The organism is Luteimonas sp. MC1750 (genome assembly GCF_016615955.1).
Lineage (GTDB): Bacteria > Pseudomonadota > Gammaproteobacteria > Xanthomonadales > Xanthomonadaceae > Luteimonas.
Genome location: NZ_CP067113.1, coordinates 833,763 through 850,460, shown reverse-complemented (window position 1 = coordinate 850,460; position 16,698 = coordinate 833,763). Strand labels below are relative to the sequence as shown.

The 16,698-nt window shown below is 72.1% G+C and carries 15 protein-coding genes; 10 read left to right on the top strand and 5 right to left on the bottom strand.

Going from position 1 to position 16,698, the window contains the following annotated elements; translation table 11 throughout:
* Nucleotides 1-26: 26 nt before the first annotated feature.
* Nucleotides 27-1,331: a dicarboxylate/amino acid:cation symporter gene (locus JGR68_RS03995; RefSeq protein ID WP_199360782.1), complete on the bottom strand. Its 1,305-nt coding sequence runs from the start codon at nt 1,329-1,331 to the stop codon at nt 27-29.
* A 121-nt stretch (nt 1,332-1,452) separates the two neighbouring features.
* Between JGR68_RS03995 and JGR68_RS03990 the strand changes: the two genes are divergently transcribed.
* A complete protein-coding gene (locus JGR68_RS03990; protein ID WP_343225019.1) occupies nt 1,453-3,168 on the top strand; it encodes an alkaline phosphatase in 1,716 nt (571 codons plus the stop codon).
* A gap of 35 nt (nt 3,169-3,203) precedes the next feature.
* Here the strand turns inward: JGR68_RS03990 and JGR68_RS03985 are convergent, their stop codons facing one another.
* Nucleotides 3,204-3,656, bottom strand: coding sequence for a CopD family protein (locus JGR68_RS03985; RefSeq protein ID WP_199360780.1), 453 nt, complete (start codon nt 3,654-3,656; stop codon nt 3,204-3,206).
* Nucleotides 3,657-3,734: 78 nt separating this feature from the next.
* Here JGR68_RS03985 and JGR68_RS03980 point away from each other — a divergent pair, with 78 nt between their 5' ends.
* Nucleotides 3,735-4,325, top strand: a complete 591-nt coding sequence (locus JGR68_RS03980) for a class I SAM-dependent methyltransferase (protein WP_199360778.1) — start codon at nt 3,735-3,737, stop codon at nt 4,323-4,325.
* A gap of 88 nt (nt 4,326-4,413) precedes the next feature.
* Nucleotides 4,414-5,700, top strand: coding sequence for a polyhydroxyalkanoate depolymerase (phaZ, locus tag JGR68_RS03975; protein WP_199360776.1), 1,287 nt, complete (start codon nt 4,414-4,416; stop codon nt 5,698-5,700).
* On the opposite strand, the gene JGR68_RS03970 is transcribed toward phaZ, so the two are convergent.
* Nucleotides 5,678-6,598: a sensor domain-containing protein gene (locus tag JGR68_RS03970; protein WP_199360774.1), complete on the bottom strand. Its 921-nt coding sequence runs from the start codon at nt 6,596-6,598 to the stop codon at nt 5,678-5,680. The two genes, phaZ and JGR68_RS03970, sit on opposite strands and share 23 nt — an antisense overlap.
* Nucleotides 6,595-6,963: a PadR family transcriptional regulator gene (locus JGR68_RS03965; RefSeq protein WP_199360922.1), complete on the bottom strand. Its 369-nt coding sequence runs from the start codon at nt 6,961-6,963 to the stop codon at nt 6,595-6,597. Before JGR68_RS03965 ends, JGR68_RS03970 begins: the two co-directional genes overlap by 4 nt.
* A gap of 176 nt (nt 6,964-7,139) precedes the next feature.
* Here JGR68_RS03965 and JGR68_RS03960 point away from each other — a divergent pair, with 176 nt between their 5' ends.
* The 3 genes from JGR68_RS03960 (at nt 7,140) to JGR68_RS03950 (ending at nt 10,335) form a co-directional block, all read left to right on the top strand.
* Nucleotides 7,140-8,051 (top strand): peptidylprolyl isomerase, encoded by a 912-nt coding sequence (locus JGR68_RS03960; RefSeq protein ID WP_199360920.1) that lies wholly within the window; start codon nt 7,140-7,142, stop codon nt 8,049-8,051.
* Between the two features lie 94 nt (nt 8,052-8,145).
* The gene (locus tag JGR68_RS03955; protein WP_199360771.1) at nt 8,146-8,442 is read left to right on the top strand and encodes a hypothetical protein; all 297 of its coding nucleotides are present in this window, start codon (nt 8,146-8,148) and stop codon (nt 8,440-8,442) included.
* A gap of 84 nt (nt 8,443-8,526) precedes the next feature.
* Entirely contained in the window at nt 8,527-10,335 is a 1,809-nt protein-coding gene (locus JGR68_RS03950; RefSeq protein ID WP_199360770.1) for a DUF885 domain-containing protein, read from the top strand.
* Nucleotides 10,336-10,479: 144 nt separating this feature from the next.
* On the opposite strand, the gene JGR68_RS03945 is transcribed toward JGR68_RS03950, so the two are convergent.
* Nucleotides 10,480-12,090, bottom strand: coding sequence for a serine hydrolase (locus tag JGR68_RS03945; RefSeq protein ID WP_199360767.1), 1,611 nt, complete (start codon nt 12,088-12,090; stop codon nt 10,480-10,482).
* Nucleotides 12,091-12,217: 127 nt separating this feature from the next.
* Between JGR68_RS03945 and JGR68_RS03940 the strand changes: the two genes are divergently transcribed.
* The 4 genes from JGR68_RS03940 to JGR68_RS03925 all read left to right on the top strand — a co-directional run bounded on the left by JGR68_RS03940 (nt 12,218) and on the right by JGR68_RS03925 (nt 16,653).
* Nucleotides 12,218-13,093 carry a DUF72 domain-containing protein gene (locus JGR68_RS03940; protein ID WP_199360765.1) on the top strand — a complete coding sequence of 292 codons (876 nt, stop codon included), beginning with the start codon at nt 12,218-12,220 and terminating at the stop codon, nt 13,091-13,093.
* Between the two features lie 110 nt (nt 13,094-13,203).
* Complete coding sequence (locus tag JGR68_RS03935) at nt 13,204-14,145, top strand: DMT family transporter (RefSeq protein ID WP_199360763.1); 942 nt, start codon at nt 13,204-13,206, stop codon at nt 14,143-14,145.
* Between the two features lie 4 nt (nt 14,146-14,149).
* A complete protein-coding gene (locus tag JGR68_RS03930) occupies nt 14,150-15,862 on the top strand; it encodes an ExeA family protein (protein WP_199360760.1) in 1,713 nt (570 codons plus the stop codon).
* An 8-nt stretch (nt 15,863-15,870) separates the two neighbouring features.
* Complete coding sequence (locus tag JGR68_RS03925) at nt 15,871-16,653, top strand: general secretion pathway protein GspB (protein WP_199360758.1); 783 nt, start codon at nt 15,871-15,873, stop codon at nt 16,651-16,653.
* Nucleotides 16,654-16,698 lie beyond the last annotated feature (45 nt).

Below are 16,698 nucleotides of genomic sequence, written 5' to 3'. Positions count from 1 at the left end.
TGGGCCCGGCGGCGGGCGCGGGCGGCCTAGGCGACCGGCTCCCGCACGCGCTCGCCGGCAGCGCCCTCGTCGCCGTCATCGATGCCGACGTTGCTCGACGCCCGGTCATAGACCTCCCGATCGAGGATCCCGGTCTGCTTCGACACCAGCACCGGCACCAGCACCTGGCCGGTGACGTTGGTCATCGTGCGCATCATGTCGAGGATGCGGTCGATCGCCACCAGGTAGCCGATGCCTTCCAGCGGCAGGCCCGCGGCACTCAGCACCAGGGTCACCATCACGATCGCGGTGCCGGGCACGCCGGCGGTGCCGAAGCTGCCCAGCACCGAGGCCAGCATGATCACGAAGTACTGCGGCAGGCTGAGGTCGATGCCGAAGTACTGGGCCACGAACACCGCGGTCAGCGCCGGATAGATCGCGCCGCAGCCGTCCATCTTGACGCTGGCGCCCAGCGGCACGGCAAAGGCCGCGTAGTCCTTGTCCACACCCAGGTTGTGGGTCGCGCTGCGCAGGCTGGCGGGCAGCGCGGCGAAGCTCGACGAGGCCGCGAACGCCACCTGCATCGCCGGCGCGGCGCCGCGGAAGAACTTCAGCGGATTCAGCCCGTGCGCCAGCAGCAGGCTGCTGTACACCACGACGATGTGGATCGCGCAGGCCAGGTACAGCGCGCCGATGTAGTTGCCGAGCGGAAGAAGCTTCTCGAAGCCGTAGGTGCCCACCAGGGCCGCGATCAGGCCGAAGGTGCCGATCGGCGTGAACTCGAGCACGAAGCGCGTCACCTGGATCATCGCCTCGCTGCCTTCGGCCATCAGCGCGCGCAGGCGCCGGGTACGCTCGCCCAGCTTGACCAGCGCGAAGCCCAGCAGCGCGGCGAAGAAGATCACCTGCAGGATCCGGCCCTCGGCCAGCGCGCGGAACGGATTGGTCGGCACCACGTCCACCAGCACCTGCACCGGGCCGGGCACCTCGCGCACCACGTAGTCCGGCGCGGCCACCAGTCCGCTGACCCCGGCGCCGGGCTTCATCACCAGGCCCACCGCCAGCCCGACGCCCACCGCCAGCACCGCGGTGATCGCGAACCAGGCGAAGGTGCGCCCACCCAGCGAGACCATCGACTTCTGCCCGTGCAGGCTCGAGATCGCGCTGGCCACGGCGAAGAACACCAATGGCGTTGCGATCATCCGGATCAGGTTGACGTAGACATCGCCCAGCGGCTTGAACCAGACGCCGGCCGCCGGCCCGAAGGCCCAGCCGGCGAGCGCGCCGAGCACGAAGCCGGCGGCCACGCGCTGCCAGAACGGGATCCTCAACCAGGCGGTGACGAGCTTCATCGGAGTCCACGACAGCGGCAATAGGGAACCTTAGCCCAAGGCCCGGTCAGCGGCGACAGCGGTCACGGAACACCGGGGTGTCATCGGCGGGACGCCATCCGCCGGTCATAATCCGGGGCCCGTGCCCGACCCCGCTGAATTCATGACCTCCACGCTGCGCCTGTTCCTGCCTGCCCTCTGCGCCGGCCTCGCCGCCGGCTGCGCCACGCCTTCCGCCCCGACGGCCGATGCCGCCCGCCGCGCCCCCGCCGTGCACGCCGCCGCCGCGATCGCGGTCGACGTGCCCGCCATCGCCCGTCCCGCCGGCGAGACCCCCGCCTGGTGGTACCGCAGCGGCGCCGCCCACGCGGCCGCCAACGGCGCGATGTCCGGGCGCGCGAAGAACGTGATCGTGTTCCTCGGCGACGGCATGAGCCTGACCACGGTGGCCGCCGCGCGCATCCTCGAGGGCCAGCGCGCCGGCAACCCTGGCGAGGAGCACCTGCTGTCCTGGGAGCACTTCCCGGCCACCGCGTTCTCCAAGACCTACAACACCGACGCCCAGACCCCCGATTCGGCCGGAACCATGACCGCGATCGCGTCCGGCGTGAAGACCCACATGGGCGCGATCGGCGTCGGCGCGGGCGGCGTCGACGACTGCGCGCAGTCGCTGGACCGGGCGCTGCAGAGCTGGCTCGACCTGGCCGGCGCCGCGGGCATGGGCACGGGCATCGTCACCACCGCGCGCCTGACCCATGCCACGCCGGCGGCGACCTATGCCCACGTCCCCAACCGCAACTGGGAAGCGGACGCGTCGATGCCGGCCGCCGCGCACCAGGCGGGCTGCCGCGACATCGCCAGCCAGTTCATCGACTTCGCGCGCGTGCACGGCGGCCCGCAGGTGGTGCTGGCCGGCGGTGCCGCCCAGTTCCTGCCCGATGAAGAGGTGATGCCGGGCGTGCGCGGCAAGCGCCGCGACGGTCGCAACCTCATCGCCGAGTGGCAGGCGCTCAATCCCGAAGGCCGCTTCGTACACACCACCGCGCAGTTCGAGGCCGCGCGCGGCGCTCCGGCCGTGCTCGGCCTGTTCGAGCTGGGCCACATGCAGTACGAGCACGACCGCGACCGCGCCCCGGAAGGCGAACCCGACCTGGAGGCCATGACCCGCTTCGCGATCGAGTCGCTGTCACGCAGCGACCAGGGCTATGTGCTGCTGGTGGAGAGCGGCCGCATCGACCACGCCAACCACGACGGCAATGCCTACCGCGCGCTGGACGAGACCACCGCGATGTCGCGCGCGGTGCAGGCCGCGGCCGAGCTGACCTCGGACGAGGACACGCTCATCGTGGTCACCGCCGACCATTCGCACGTGCTCAACTTCGTCGGCTACCCGCGCCGCGGCAACCCGATCCTGGGCAAGGTGCGCGGGGTGGGCGATGACGACGATTCGCGCGATGCGCTCGGCCTGCCCTACACCACCCTCAGCTACGCCAATGGCCCGGGCTACGTCGGCCGCAGCGCCTCGCAGCCGGAGGGCCCCAAGCGGTTCCCGCATGCCACGCGCGGGGTCGAACCCGCCGCCGGCCGCCCCGACCTGACGCGGGTCGACACCACCGGCCCCGACTACCTGCAGGAAGCGATGCTGCCGCTGGGCTCGGAGACCCACGGCGGCGAGGACGTCGGCATCTGGGCGCGCGGTCCCGGCAGCCATGCCTTCCGCGGCACGCTCGAGCAGAACGTGATCTACCACGTGATCGTGCAGGCCACGCCGCAACTGCGCGCGCAGCTGTGCATGGCCGGCACCTGCGATGCGTCCGGCGTGCCGGTCGAGCTGCCAAAGGTCCGCGCCGGCCGCTGAGACCGCGCCGGGGCCTCATGGACCCGGCGAACGCCTCAGAACGGCTTCGCAAGCACCAGCCAGACGATCACCAGCAGGATCAGCACCGGCAGCTCGTTGCGGATGCGCAGCGCCTTCGTCGACGGCAGTGCGCCACCGGCCGCCACGCCCTTGAGCTGGCGGCCGTCGACGATGTACAGCGCGTACATCACCGCCACCAGCAGCAGCTTCGCGTGCAGCCAGCCGGTGCCCGTGCCGACCATGGTCGGGAACTCCGGCAGCACCCGGTAGCCCAGCCACAGCACGAGTCCGGCAACCACCGCCAGCCCGAACATCACGTGCCCGAAGCGGTACAGCCGGCGGCCCATCAGCAGCAGGCGCTCGCGCACCGCGCCCGGCGCGCCGTCCTCGACGATGTTGATCAGGATGCGCGGCAGGTAGAACGCCGCGGCCACCCAGGCCATCACCAGGACGATATGGGCGGACTTGATCCAGAAATAGCTCTGCATGGTGTTCGGGCACCCGGTATGGAATGGAATGCACACAGGATCGCACGGGCCGCGCGTCAGCCGGTATCGTGCCGCCCCATGGACAAGACCTATGACCAGGCCTATTTCGACCGCTGGTACCGCGACGGCGGCATCGGCGGCCGCCAGCGGCTGGCGCGCAAGGTCGCGCTGGCGGTGGCGACTGCCGAGTACCACCTGGAGCGTCCGCTGAAGAGCGTGCTCGACATCGGCTGCGGCGAGGGCGCGTGGCGCGCGCCACTGCTGAAGCTGCGACCCCGGGCGAGCTACATGGGCTTCGACAGCAGCGAGTACGCGATTGCCCTCCACGGCGCGCGCCGCAACCTGCACGCCGCGCGCTTCGCCGACTTCGCGCAGCTGCGCCCCTGCGCGCCGGCCGACCTGGTGGTCTGCAGCGACGTCCTGCACTACCTGCCGGCGCGGGAGATTGACCGCGGCCTGCCGGGACTGGCCGAACTCTGCGCCGGCGTCGCCTTCCTCGAGGCCTTTGCCCGCGAGGACGCCGCCGAGGGCGACGAGGACGGCTTCATCGCCCGCCCCGGCGCGTTCTACCGCCGCCGCTTCGAAGCCGCGGGGTTTCGCGCCCTGGGTTCGCACTGCTGGCTGTCGCCCGCGCTCGCGGCCGGGGCGACCGCGCTCGAGGTGTCCTGAACGGGGCCGGGCCGGGAGCCGGTCCGCACTCACTTTGCGGCCAGCGGCGCTGCGTTATGCTGCGCCGCACCAGGAACAGGGCCGACCGATGATCTACCAGCTCCACGAATTCAACCGCCAGCTGCTCGCGCCGTTCACCGAACTCGCGCAGGCGAACGCGAGGATCTTCGGCGCGGACGGGACCTGGCTGTCCTCGCTCCCCGGCGCCACCCGGCTGGCCGCCGGCAACGAGCTGCTGCACCGCATCGGCAAGGATTACGAGAAGCCGCCCTTCGCCATCCACCAGGTGGTCAAGGATGGCCATGACGTGCCGGTGGTGGAGAAAGTGGCGCTCGACAAGCCGTTCTGCCGCCTGCTGCGCTTCAAGCGCTACACCGACGACGCCGAGAACATCCTCGGCATGAAGGACCAGCCCACGGTGCTGGTGGTGGCGCCCCTGTCCGGCCACCACGCCACGCTGCTGCGCGACACGGTGCGCACCCTGCTGCCCGACCACAAGGTCTACATCACCGACTGGGTCGACGCGCGCATGGTGCCGAAGGAGGCCGGCGCGTTCACGCTCGACGACTACGTCGGCTACATCCAGGAATTCATCCGTCACATCGGCGCGTCGCGGCTGCACGTGGTGAGCGTCTGCCAGCCGACCGTGCCGGTGCTGGCTGCGATCTCGCTGATGGCGTCGCGCGGCGAGGACATGCCGCGCTCGATGGTGATGATGGGCGGCCCGATCGACACCCGCAGCTCGCCCACCGCGGTCAACAACCTGGCGGCCACCCGCCCGCTGTCGTGGTTCGAGCAGAACGTGATCCACGTGGTGCCGCAGAACTATCCCGGCCGCGGACGCCGGGTGTACCCGGGCTTCCTGCAGCACACCGGCTTCGTGGCCATGAATCCCGAGCGCCACTTCATGTCGCACTGGGATTTCTACCAGGACCTGGTCAAGGGCGACCTCGACGACGCGCAGTCGCATCGCCGCTTCTACGACGAGTACAACGCGGTGCTCGACATGCCCGCCGAGTACTACCTCGACACCATCCGCGTGGTGTTCCAGCAGCAGCTGCTGCCGCAGGGCGCCTGGGACGTGGCGGGCGAGCGCGTGGATCCCGCGGCGATCCGCGGCTGCGCGCTGATGACCATCGAGGGCGAGCTCGACGACATCTCCGGCCTGGGCCAGACCCGCGCGGCGCATGCGCTGTGCACCGGCATCGCCGAGGCCGACCGCAGGCACCTGACGGTGGAGGGCGCCGGACACTACGGCATCTTCAGCGGCCGCCGCTGGCGCACCCAGGTCTACCCGCAGGTGCGCGACTTCATCGCCGGCCACGACACCCCGGCGGGTGCCGCCCGGCCGCTCAGGAATACTGGGCGGTCTTGACCAGCAGGTGCTTGGCCAGCAGCCCGTGGCCGCGTCCGATCGCGCGCGCCAGGTGCAGGGTGGCGAACAGCAGGACCACGCCGGCCAGCAGCATCAGCACCAGCTCCCAGGCCTGGAGCCCGACGCCGTTGATCCCGACCAGGACGACGTCGCTGTGCTCGGCCCACTCCTCCGCCAGGCCGGTCCAGACCGCGAGCGGGGCCAGCACGAAGCTCACGCCCACCGCCAGCAGGCTCACCGCGAGGGTGAAATAGACCACGCCCAGCGGCAGCATCAGCAGCATGTAGAGCAGCGTGCTCCAGGTGCGCGGATCGGTGAACATGTCGACGATCCGCTGCCAGATGCTGCGCCCACGCGCGGAGTACAGCGGCCGGCGCGGCATGCGCTCGCCCAGCATCACCTCGACGATCCGCCCCTCGACCAGCGACAGCACGCGCACCGAGCCGAAGAACAGGATCAGCAGCGGGATGCCGACGATCGTCACCGACAGCCCGGCCGAGATGGAGAAGCCGGCCACCACCCAGGTGAAGTAGAAGATGCCGGTGGCCAGCGCCAGCACCATGTAGAACAGCGAGGCATAGCTGCGCGGGTCGGCGGCCACGCCGAAGAATCGGCCCGCCAGCGACCTGCGCGGCCGCGGAGCCGGCGAGCGCAGCGCGGTCTGCACCGTGGCTTCGGTGTCGCGGTAGATGTCGGCCACCTCGTCGGGCGCGCCGTAGCTCGACGCCACCGCGGCGATCACCTCGGCCTCGGACCTGCCGGGGTGTTCCGCCAGCTCCGAGCGCAGGTATTCCTCGGCGTCGTAGAGCGCGTCCTGGATCATCGCCAGGTCGGCCCCGGCCAGGGCACGCCGCAGCTGCTCGAGGTATTCGGGAATGGTGCGCGGCAGGCTGTTCATGGGGTCCCCTCCAGGACGGTATCGACGGAGTCGCGGGTCGCGCGCCAGGCGGCGGCCCATTCGCGCAGGGCGGCCTGCCCGGCGGCGGTGATGGCGTAGTAGCGCCGTGGCGGGCCGGCGTCGGACGGGCCGACGTGGCTGGCCAGAAAGCCGGCGCCTTCCAGGTTGCGCAGGACCGGGTACAGCGCGCTCTGCTTGCCGCTCAGCACGCCCTCGCCGAAGCGCTCCAGGGTCTTGGCGATCTGGTAGCCGTACATCGGCTCGGCCGCGCGCGACAGCACCGCCAGCAGGGCCAGTGCCACCACGCCCGAGCTCAGCTCGCGCTGGAACTTGCGCAGGGCGGCGTCGATGTCCGGAGGTGGCAGCTGTTCAACCATGGCCAGATGCTATTGCGAACTTCCATATAGCGAATGTGCCGATAGTCAGGACGCCCTTCGCCTGGGCAACAATCGCGGCATTCCTTCGGAGTCCGCCCATGAACCCAAGCCACGTCGTCCGCCGCCTGCCCCTGACCGCCGCCCTGCTCGTGGCCTGCGCGGCGATGACCGCCTCCGCGGCCCCGCCCGACGCGGCGACCGCCGCAGCCACGACGCCCGCGGCCGAGACCGCCGGCAGCGCAGCACGGGCACCGACCACGCAGGAACTGCTCGAGGCGTCCCGGCCGGCCGACTGGCGCCGCCCCGACCCCGCGAACACGCTCTACATGGAGCTCGAAGGCGGCCGTGTGGTGATCGAACTGGCGCCCGATTTCGCGCCGGAACACGTGGCCAATATCCGCACCCTCGCGAAGCAGGGCTTCTGGGATGGCCTGACGATCTACCGGGCGCAGGACAACTTCGTGGTCCAGTTCGGCGACCTCGTCGACGAGGGCGGCACGCCCAAGCCAACCGGCGCGGCGAAGACCACCCTTCCGGCCGAGTTCGCGCGTCCCGCCGAAGGCCTGGCCTTCCACGCCCTGCCGGACCGCGACGGCTGGGCGCCCGAGACCGGTTTCGCCGCCGGCTTCCCCGCCGCGCGCGATCCCGAATCCGGCCTGGCCTGGTTGACCCACTGCTACGGCACGCTGGGCGCGGGGCGCGACACGGCGCCCGACTCCAGCACGGGCACCGAGCTCTACGTCGTGATCGGCCAGGCGCCGCGCCAGCTCGACCGCAACATCACCCAGGTCGGGCGCGTGCTGCAGGGGATGGAACTGCTGAGCGCGCTGCCCCGGGGCAGCGGACCGCTCGGCTTCCACGAGGACGCCGCGCTGCGCACACCGATCCGCGCGGTGCGCCTGGCGTCGGAGGTGCCCGCGTCCGAACGCAGCGAACTCGAAGTCCTGCGCACCGACACGCCGCTGTTCGACGCGGTGGTCGAATCGCGCCGCAACCGTCGCGACGGCTGGTACCTGCAGCCCGCCGGGCACATCGACCTGTGCAACATCAGCGTGCCGGTGCGCGCCGCGAAATGAGCAGCGGGGTCGTCACGCCGCCTTGGCCGTCGCCTTCCTAGCCTGCGGCACAGCGTTTCCTTCCCCCTCCCGACCACACTTCCGAGGACCCCCCATGGCCCTGCTCCGCATCCGCCTTACCGGCAGCGACGACACCACGCGCGCCGTCATGAACCTGCTGCAGAGCCTGGAGGGCATCGAGCACGTCGAGGAGATCGACGACCTGATGCCGCAGCTCGATGACGCCGATTCCAGCTCCGCCGGACTCAGCGACGTGGGCGGCCCGCAGGGCCACACGATCGAGATCGACGCACCCAACCCGTCGACCGCGCGCCGGGTGCGCGAAGCAGTCGAGGCGCTCGCCTTCGACCTGGACGCCCTGGTCGAGTTCGAGGACGACGAGCAGGAGTAGGCGCTCCCGGCGGCGCACGATCGGCCCGGGCGCGTCGGCCGCGGCGGCACTATGCTGCGCGCTGCCATCCCATCCGGAACCCGCATGTCCCGATCGCTGTTTGCCGCCTCCCTGCTCGCGCTGTCGTTGGCCGCCTGCCAGGGCCAGGCCACCACGCCACCAACGCCCGCGGCCGGTGCCGCCGCCCCCTCGGAGACCGCCCAGGACCAGGCGTTCGCCGCGCTCGCGGCCCGCTTCCTCGACGAGGGCCTCGCCCTCTCGCCGGTGGCGGCCACGCAGATCGGCGACCACCGCTTCGATGCCGAACTCGATGACCTGAGCGCCGAGGGCCGGCGCAAATCGGCGGACTGGACCCGCGGCATGCTCGCCGCACTCGACGGCATCGATGCGGCCACGCTGTCGCGCGAGCACCAGGTCGACGCGCTGATCCTGCGCAACCAGCTGGACAGCACGCTCTGGGACCTGGAGACCATGCAGTCCTGGGCCTGGGACCCGCAGGTGTACAGCGGATTGGCCGGCGGCGCGATCTACGGCCTGATGGCGCGCGAATTCGCGCCGATGCCCGAGCGGCTGAAGTCGGCCGCCGCGCGCATGGAGAAGATCCCGGCCCTGCTCGCGCAGGCGCGCGCCAACCTCGACCCGGCGCGCGTGCCGAAGACGCATGCCGAGACCGTGGCGCGGCAGAACCGCGGCATCTTCACCCTGATCGAGACCTTCATCACCCCCAATGCCGACCAGCTGCAGGGCGCCGACCGCGCGCGCCTGGACGCCGCCATCGCCGCGCTGCGCCCGGCGGTGGAGGAGCACCAGGCCTGGCTCGACGGCACCCTGGTGCCGGATGCCAGGGGCGAGTTCCGCATCGGCGCCGAGCGCTACGACCGGAAGCTGCGCCTGTCGCTCAATTCGTCGCTCAGCCGCCAGGAAATCCGCCGCCGCGCCGAGGCGGAACTTGCCCGTGTGCGGGACGAGATGTACGACGTCGCGAAGGTGGTGCTGAAGGACCGGGAAGGCGCGCCGGACACGCCGGACCAGCCGACCGGGGCGCAGCGCCAGGCCGCGATCGAGGCGGCGATGGAGCTGGCCAACGAGGACCGACCCGGTCGCGAGGAGGTGGTGGAGTTCGCCCGGCACACCCTGGAAGTCGCGACGGACTTCGTGCGCCGCCACGACATCGTGACCGTGCCCGACGACCCGGTGAAGATCATCCTGATGCCGGAGTTCCAGCGCGGCTTCTCGGTGGCGTACTGCGACTCGCCGGGGCCGCTCGACAAGGGCCTGGACACCTACTACGCGATCTCGCCGATCCCGGATGACTGGAGCGACGCCCAGGTCACCTCGTTCCTGCGCGAATACAACCGGCGCATGATCCACGTGCTCACCATCCACGAGGCGATGCCCGGGCATTACCTCGAAGGTGCTCATTCGGCCAAGCATCCTTCGACGCTGCGCGCGGCGCTGCGCTCGGGACCGTTCGCCGAGGGCTGGGCGGTGTACACCGAGCGCGTGCTGGCCGACGCCGGCTACCTCGACAAGGACCCGCTGTTCCGCCTGATGCAGCTGAAGTTCTATGCGCGCTCGGTCGGCAACGCGATCCTCGACCAGGGCATCCACGTCGACAACTGGACGAAGGAGCAGGCGATGGACCTGATGGTCCGCCAGACCTTCCAGCAGCAGAGCGAGGCGGAGGGCAAGTGGATCCGCGCGCAGCTGTCGTCGACCCAGCTGGCGACCTATTTCGTCGGCGCGCAGGAGCACTTCGACATGCGCCGCGCGGCCGAGGCCAAGGCCGGCGAGGCGTTCGACATGAAGCGGTACCACGACAGCGTGCTCGCCCAGGGCGCCCCGCCGGTGCGCTTCGCCCGGCAGCTGCTGCTGGACGAACCGATCCAGTGAGCCGCCGCGGCCACCCTCTCGGGGGTGGCCGTCCTCCACTGTAGGAGCGGCTACAGCCGCGATAGGCTTTTGCCGGGACAATCGGTACTGGGGATCGCGGCTATAGCCGCTCCTACAGTCCTGGCCAGAGGGAGCGCGCGGCCATCAGTCCGCCAGCGGCACCAGCCGCAGGTCGTGGAAGTCGAAGCTGAAGTCGGTCAGCGGGGAGACCGCTTCCATCCGCGCGCCCAGCACCTTGCCGTCCTGGTCGAGGCTGAAGTTGACGAAGGCATCGGCGTTCAGCGTGCGGTCGTCCCAGCGCACGATGAAGCTGTCGTGCTGCCAGTGCTCCAGTGATCCGACCAGCTGCGGCGTGCGGCTGAAGCGCATCCGCAGGCCCTTGCCGGCCGGCTCCACCACCACGTCGCCGTACCAGGGGTCGGCATAGGTCGCCGCGTAGCCGCGCAGCGGCAGCGAGGGCTTCGAGCCGGCGTCACGCGCGGCCACGTGTTTGGCCCAGTCCTCGTCGGCCTTGTCGCCACCCTTGCCGACGGCGGCGGCGTAGGCCGCGACCCAATCCGTGGCCGGCGCGTCCATGTAGGCATCCAGCACGTGCATGGTCACGGCATTGAAGGCCGCACCGGCTTCCTGGTTGGTCAGCACCACCACGCCCAGGTCGAGCTCCGGCACCAGGGTCAGGCGCGAGACCATGCCCGGCCAGCCGCCGGTGTGCCACACCAGGCGGCGGCCGCGGTAGTCACTGAGGCTCCAGGCCTCGCCGTAGCCGGCGAAGTTCGGCTTCGTAGCCGCGAGTTCCGGCACGGCCGGCTCGCGGATCGGGATCGGCGTGACCAGGGTCCACATCGCCTCGTGGCGCTTGGCGCTGAACAGGCGCTTCGCGTCTTCGCCCTCACCCTCCGGCGCCCTGCCATGAAGCACGCCGCCGTCCAGCTGCACGCGCATCCACTTCGCCATGTCCTTGACGCTGGAGTAGATGCCGCCCGCGGCAGTGTTGTTCGACCACGACATGGCCGGCACGGGTTCCGGGTCGCCGGTGAAGCCGGGCCGCGCATGGCCCATGGCGACATTGGTGTCGGTTGGCCGCAGGGCCTTGCTGTCGATGCGCGTGGACGCCATGCCCACCGGTTCGAACAGGCGCGTGCGCACGAAGTCGGCATAGGGCTGCCCGGAGACCCGCTCGATCACCAGCTGCGCCACGGCGTACAGCACGTTGTCGTAGGCGTAGCGCTCGCGGAAGCCGCCTTCGATCGGCACCTGCGCCAGTCGCTCCACCACCTCGCGCGTGTCGTAGTCGCTGGGCGGCCAGAACAGCAGGTCGCCGGCACCAAGGCCGAGGCCGCTGCGGTGCACCAGCAGGTCGCGGATGCGCATCTCGCGCGTGATGTACGCGTCGGACATGCGGAACCACGGCAGGTGGTCGATGACGCGGTCGTCCATGTCGAGCTTGCCCTCGTCGGCGAGGATCGACAGCGAGGCGGAGGTAAAGGCCTTGGTGATGGAGGCGATGGAGAACAGGGTGTCGCCGTCGACCTTGCCGGGCTTGCCGACCTCGCGCTCGCCCCAGCCGTCGGCGAAGACCAGCTCGCCGTCCTTGACCACGGCCACGGCGATGCCGGGCACCTTGAACGTGTCGCGGACCGATTCGACCTGCGCGTCCAGGCCCGCCAGTTCGGGCGGACGTGGTGCCTGCGCGGCCGCGCGCGGCGCGAGGGACAGCAGCAGCAGTGAAACGGCGGCCACGAGCGGCTTCGACATGGATGGATTCCCCGGATGGACTGGCCGCCAGTATCGAGTGCCGGCGCACGCCCCGCCAAGCGTGCGCGGGTGCGCGGCTTGCCCTAACCTGCAGCGCAGCCGTTTTCGATCGAGCAGGAGCCGCGCCATGGCCGCACGACCCGCCGACACCCCCGCGACCGGCGACGCGCCCGCCACCGGCGTGCCCCCGGTCGACGGCATCCGCACCGGCGTCGGCGGCTGGGTCTACCCGCCGTGGCGCGACAACTTCTACCCCAAGGGACTCGTGCAGCGGCGCGAGCTGCAGTACGCCAGCCGCCGGCTGTCGGCGATCGAGATCAATGGCACCTTCTACCGGGCGCAGACGCCGGCAACCTATGCCAAATGGCGCGACGAGACCCCGCCCGGATTCGTGTTCTCGGCCAAGGCGCCCATGCGCATCACGCAGTCGCGCGCGTTGGACCAGACCGGTGGCCAGGTGGCGGATTTCATCGGCGGCATCGCCGGGCTCGGCGACCGGCTGGGTCCGCTGGTCTGGCAGTTCGATCGCGGCCCCCGGCCGGACCGCGACCGCTTCGCCGCCTTCCTCGAACTGCTCCCGCGCGATGTGGGCGGGCGCCCGCTGCGGCACGTGCTCGACGTGCGCGATCCCGGTTTCGTCGACGCGGACTACGTCGCGCTGGCGCGCCGGCACGGCATGGCCACGGTCTTCACCGACTCCGACGAGCACCCTTCGTTCGCCGACGCCACCGCCGGCTTCGTCTATGCGCGGCTGATGCGGGCGCGCAGCGACATTGCGACCGGCTACACGGGCCCCGCACTCGCGCGCTGGGCGAAGCGCGCACGCGCATGGGCCGCCGGCGGCGAGCCGGACGACCTGCCGCGCATCACGCCAGCCGCCGCGCCCGCGGGCAAGCGCAAGCCGCGCGACGTCTTCGTGTTCTTCATTTCCGCGGCCAAGGAGCGCAACCCCGCGGCGGCGATGGCCCTGCACGCCCGGCTCGTCCGGACCGCGGGCGGCTGAGCGGCTGAGCGGCCGAGCGGCCGAGCGGCCGAGCGGCCACAGGCTCGCCGGCGGCGGCGACCACGGCGACGCATCCGCGATAATCGCCGGCCCCGACCGCGACGCCCGCCATGACCCCCGCCGCCCGTGCCCAGCTGCAGATCCATCTCTGCGTCCTGCTCTGGGGCTTCACCGCCATCCTCGGCAAGCTGATCACCCTGCCGGCGCTGCCGCTGGTGTGGTGGCGGATGCTGCTGGTGGCGGCCGCGCTGGCCCTGGTGCCGCGCGTGTGGCTCGGCGTGCGCGGCCTGCCGCGCCGGCTGCTGCTGTCGTATGCCGGCATCGGCGTGCTGGTGGCGCTGCACTGGCTGACCTTCTACGGCGCGGTGAAGCTGGCCAACGCCTCGGTGGCGGCGACCTGCATGGCGCTGGCCACGGTCTTCGTGGCGATGGTGGAACCGAAGCTCGCCGGCCGGCGCTTCTCGCGCGCGGAGCTCGCGCTCGGCGTCGCCGTGCTGCCGGGCGTCGCGCTGGTGGTCGGCGGCATCCCCGACGGCATGCGCATCGGCGTCGCGGTGGGCGCGCTGTCGGCGCTGTTCGTGGCGCTGTTCGGCTCGCTCAACAAGCGCCTGGTCGAACACGCCGACCCGCTGGTGGTGACCGCCGTCGAGCTGGGCGCCGGCGCGGTCGCGCTGACCCTGCTGGCGCCGGTGATGCCGAGGCTGTTCCCGGCCTTCGCCGGCCCGCTCTTCGTCCTGCCCGGCGGGCAGGACGCCGCCTGGCTGCTGCTGCTCGCCTTCGCCTGCACCCTGTTCCCGTTCGCACTGTCGCTGGTGGCCCTGCGCCACATGAGCGCGTTTTCGGCGCAGCTGGCGGTGAACCTGGAGCCGGTCTACGCGATCATCCTGGCGATCCTGCTGCTGTCCGAGCAGCAGGAGCTGAGCCTGCCGTTCTACCTGGGCGTGGTGATCATCCTCGCGGCGGTGCTGGTGCACCCGCTGCTGGCGCGTCCGCACCGGATCACCCACGCCGAAGCCCTGGCCGTGGGCGAGTCCCGCGACGTGACAGACTGAATCCATGTACCTGGCGCACTACGGGCTCTCCGAGCCGCCGTTCTCGATCACGCCGGACCCGCGTTTCGTCTTCCTCGGCGAGCGCCACCGCGATGCCCTCGCACACCTGCTGTTCGGCATCACCCAGGGCGGCGGCGGCGGCTTCGTCCAGCTCACCGGCGAGGTCGGCACCGGCAAGACCACGCTCAGCCGCCTGCTGCTGGGCCAGCTGCCGGAGAACGTGCGCGTCGCCCTGGTGCTCAATCCGCGCCAGGACCCGGTGCAGCTCCTGGAGACGGTGTGCGAGGAGCTGCGCATCGACCTCGACGGCCGCCGCGGCAACGCCAAGGCCCTGGTCGACGCGCTCAACGCCCACCTGCTTGCGGCCTATGCGCAGGGCCTGCGCGTGGTGCTGGTCATCGACGAGGCGCAGGCGCTGCCGGTGGAGACGCTGGAGCAGGTGAGGCTGCTGACCAACCTCGAGACCGACACCCAGAAGCTGCTGCAGATCATCCTCGTCGGCCAGCCCGAACTGCGCGACATGCTGGCCGAGCCCGGCCTGCGCCAGCTGGCGCAGCGCATCACCGCGCGCTTCCACCTCACCCCGCTCGACGGCGCCGGAACCGCGGCCTACCTGCGCCACCGCTTCCGCGTGGCCGGCGGACAGCATTTCCCCTTCGACGAGGGCGCGGTGCAGCGCGTGCACCTGCGCAGCGGCGGCATCCCGCGGCTGGTCAACGTGATCGCCGAGCGCGCGCTGCTGGCGGGCTACGCGCGGGACCGCGGCAGCATCGACGCCGCGCTGGTCGAGGAGGCGGCCCGCGAGGCGCTGCCGCCGGCGCGCCGCGCGGATGGTCCGCGGGCACGCTGGCTGGCCGTGGCCGCGGGGCTGGGTGCCGCGGCGGGGGTGGCGATCGTCATTGCGGCGCTGTGGCCGATGCCCGGTCGGCACGCCGCGAGCGGGACTGGATCCGTGGACGTGGACGCCGACGTCGGCGCTGCCGCCGTCGCGGCACGCACGCCGGCGGACGGCGCTGCGGCCCCCGCGCGAGCCCGCAGCGGTGGCGCCACCGGACCCGGCGCTGGCGCCACGGGCGAAGCGCAGGCGCTCGACGGCGAAGCGCTGTCGGCCCGTATCGCCGGCGCATCCAACCCGGCCGCGCAGCAAGCCGCGTGGCGCGCCATGCTCGAGGCCTGGTCCCTGCCGCACACCGCCGAGGATGTCCGCGCCGCGGCCAGCTGCGCCGCGCTGCTCGCGCCGGGCACGTACTGCACGCGCGGGACGGCGCACCTCGACCGGCTGGCCGCGCTGGGCCGGCCGGTGCTGCTGCAGCTCGAATCCGGACGCGACGGCACCTGGGCGCTGCTGCAGGCCACCGACGGCCATCGCGCGCGCCTGCGCCTCGGCGACGACGTGGTCGAGGTCGACCGCGCCACCCTGCAGCGCGCATGGCCCGGGCGCTACGCCGCGGTGTGGCGTTCGGCGGCGACGCTGGCGCCAGCGCCCGCGCGCGGCGCGTCCGGCGCCGCGGTCGACTGGCTGCGCGAACGCCTGGCGCGCGAAGGCGTGGCGGGCGAAGCCCCGCCGGGCACCGCGTTCGACGAGTCCCTGGCCGACGGCGTGCGCCGCTTCCAGCGCGCGCGTGGACTTGCCGTGGACGGCGTGGTCGGCTCCGAAACCCTGTTCGCGCTGGCCGCCGGCGATCCCGGCCCGCGCCTCGAACGCACCCTCGACTGAGGCCGCGCATGTCCCTGATCCTCGAAGCCCTGCGCAAGTCCGAAGCCGAACGCCGCCGCGGCGAGGCACCTGACCTGCGCGTGGAGCTGCCGCCACCTGCCCCGCCGAAGTCGCGCCTTGCGCCGGCGGCCTGGGCCGCCGTCGGCGCGTTGCTGGCGGCGCTGGTCCTGGTGGCGCTGTGGCCGCGCGGCGACGCGCGCGATGCCGGCTCGACGCAGGACCCGGACCGCGCCGCGACACGGACATCGGAACCGCCCTCCACCGGGCCGGATTCCGCGTCGCGTGATGCCATGGTGTCCAGGGACGCCGCCGCGGGCAGGCCGCGGACCGCCCCGCCCGCGGGCGGGTTTCCGCGGGTCGAACGCATCCAGGCCGCCGGCGCGGCGCCGGCGCCCGAGCCCGCGGCGGACCGTCCGCTCGCGCCCCCTCCAATGGCCGTCCGCGCCGCGGAAGAAGCGGCGGCCGCGGCGGACCGCAGCGGCGCGGAGACCGCGGCCGCGCCCCGCGACGCCGAGGCCCCCCTGTCCCCTCGGCCAGCCGCGCCGGCCACCGCCGTCACCGGCGATGCCCTCCGCATCACCGGCCTGTCCAGCAGCCAGCGCGAGCGCCTGCCCGCACTCAGGCTCAGCCTGCACATGTGGAACGACGATCCCGCCCGCCGCTTCGCGGTGATCGACGGCCAGCGCCGGGTCGAGGGCGACCGGCTGGGCGACGCCACCATCACCGCCATCGACCGCGACGGCGTCCTGCTCGACCTGGATGGCGAGGCGGTCCGCGTGCCGCTGCCCTGATCCGGACGGCGTGACAAACCGCGCGGCGGCGCGAACCACGGTCCT

What these genes read in the sequence shown, in the direction of transcription:
- JGR68_RS03995 (WP_199360782.1), bottom strand. Translation starts at nt 1,331, where the DNA reads ATGAAGCTCGTCACCGCCTGGTTGAGGATCCCGTTCTGGCAGCGCGTG.
- JGR68_RS03985 (WP_199360780.1), bottom strand. Translation starts at nt 3,656, where the DNA reads ATGCAGAGCTATTTCTGGATCAAGTCCGCCCATATCGTCCTGGTGATG.
- JGR68_RS03980 (WP_199360778.1), top strand. Translation starts at nt 3,735, where the DNA reads ATGGACAAGACCTATGACCAGGCCTATTTCGACCGCTGGTACCGCGAC.
- phaZ (WP_199360776.1), top strand. Translation starts at nt 4,414, where the DNA reads ATGATCTACCAGCTCCACGAATTCAACCGCCAGCTGCTCGCGCCGTTC.
- JGR68_RS03970 (WP_199360774.1), bottom strand. Translation starts at nt 6,598, where the DNA reads ATGAACAGCCTGCCGCGCACCATTCCCGAATACCTCGAGCAGCTGCGG.
- JGR68_RS03960 (WP_199360920.1), top strand. Translation starts at nt 7,140, where the DNA reads ATGACCGCCTCCGCGGCCCCGCCCGACGCGGCGACCGCCGCAGCCACG.
- JGR68_RS03955 (WP_199360771.1), top strand. Translation starts at nt 8,146, where the DNA reads ATGGCCCTGCTCCGCATCCGCCTTACCGGCAGCGACGACACCACGCGC.
- JGR68_RS03950 (WP_199360770.1), top strand. Translation starts at nt 8,527, where the DNA reads ATGTCCCGATCGCTGTTTGCCGCCTCCCTGCTCGCGCTGTCGTTGGCC.
- JGR68_RS03945 (WP_199360767.1), bottom strand. Translation starts at nt 12,090, where the DNA reads ATGTCGAAGCCGCTCGTGGCCGCCGTTTCACTGCTGCTGCTGTCCCTC.
- JGR68_RS03940 (WP_199360765.1), top strand. Translation starts at nt 12,218, where the DNA reads ATGGCCGCACGACCCGCCGACACCCCCGCGACCGGCGACGCGCCCGCC.
- JGR68_RS03935 (WP_199360763.1), top strand. Translation starts at nt 13,204, where the DNA reads ATGACCCCCGCCGCCCGTGCCCAGCTGCAGATCCATCTCTGCGTCCTG.
- JGR68_RS03930 (WP_199360760.1), top strand. Translation starts at nt 14,150, where the DNA reads ATGTACCTGGCGCACTACGGGCTCTCCGAGCCGCCGTTCTCGATCACG.
- JGR68_RS03925 (WP_199360758.1), top strand. Translation starts at nt 15,871, where the DNA reads ATGTCCCTGATCCTCGAAGCCCTGCGCAAGTCCGAAGCCGAACGCCGC.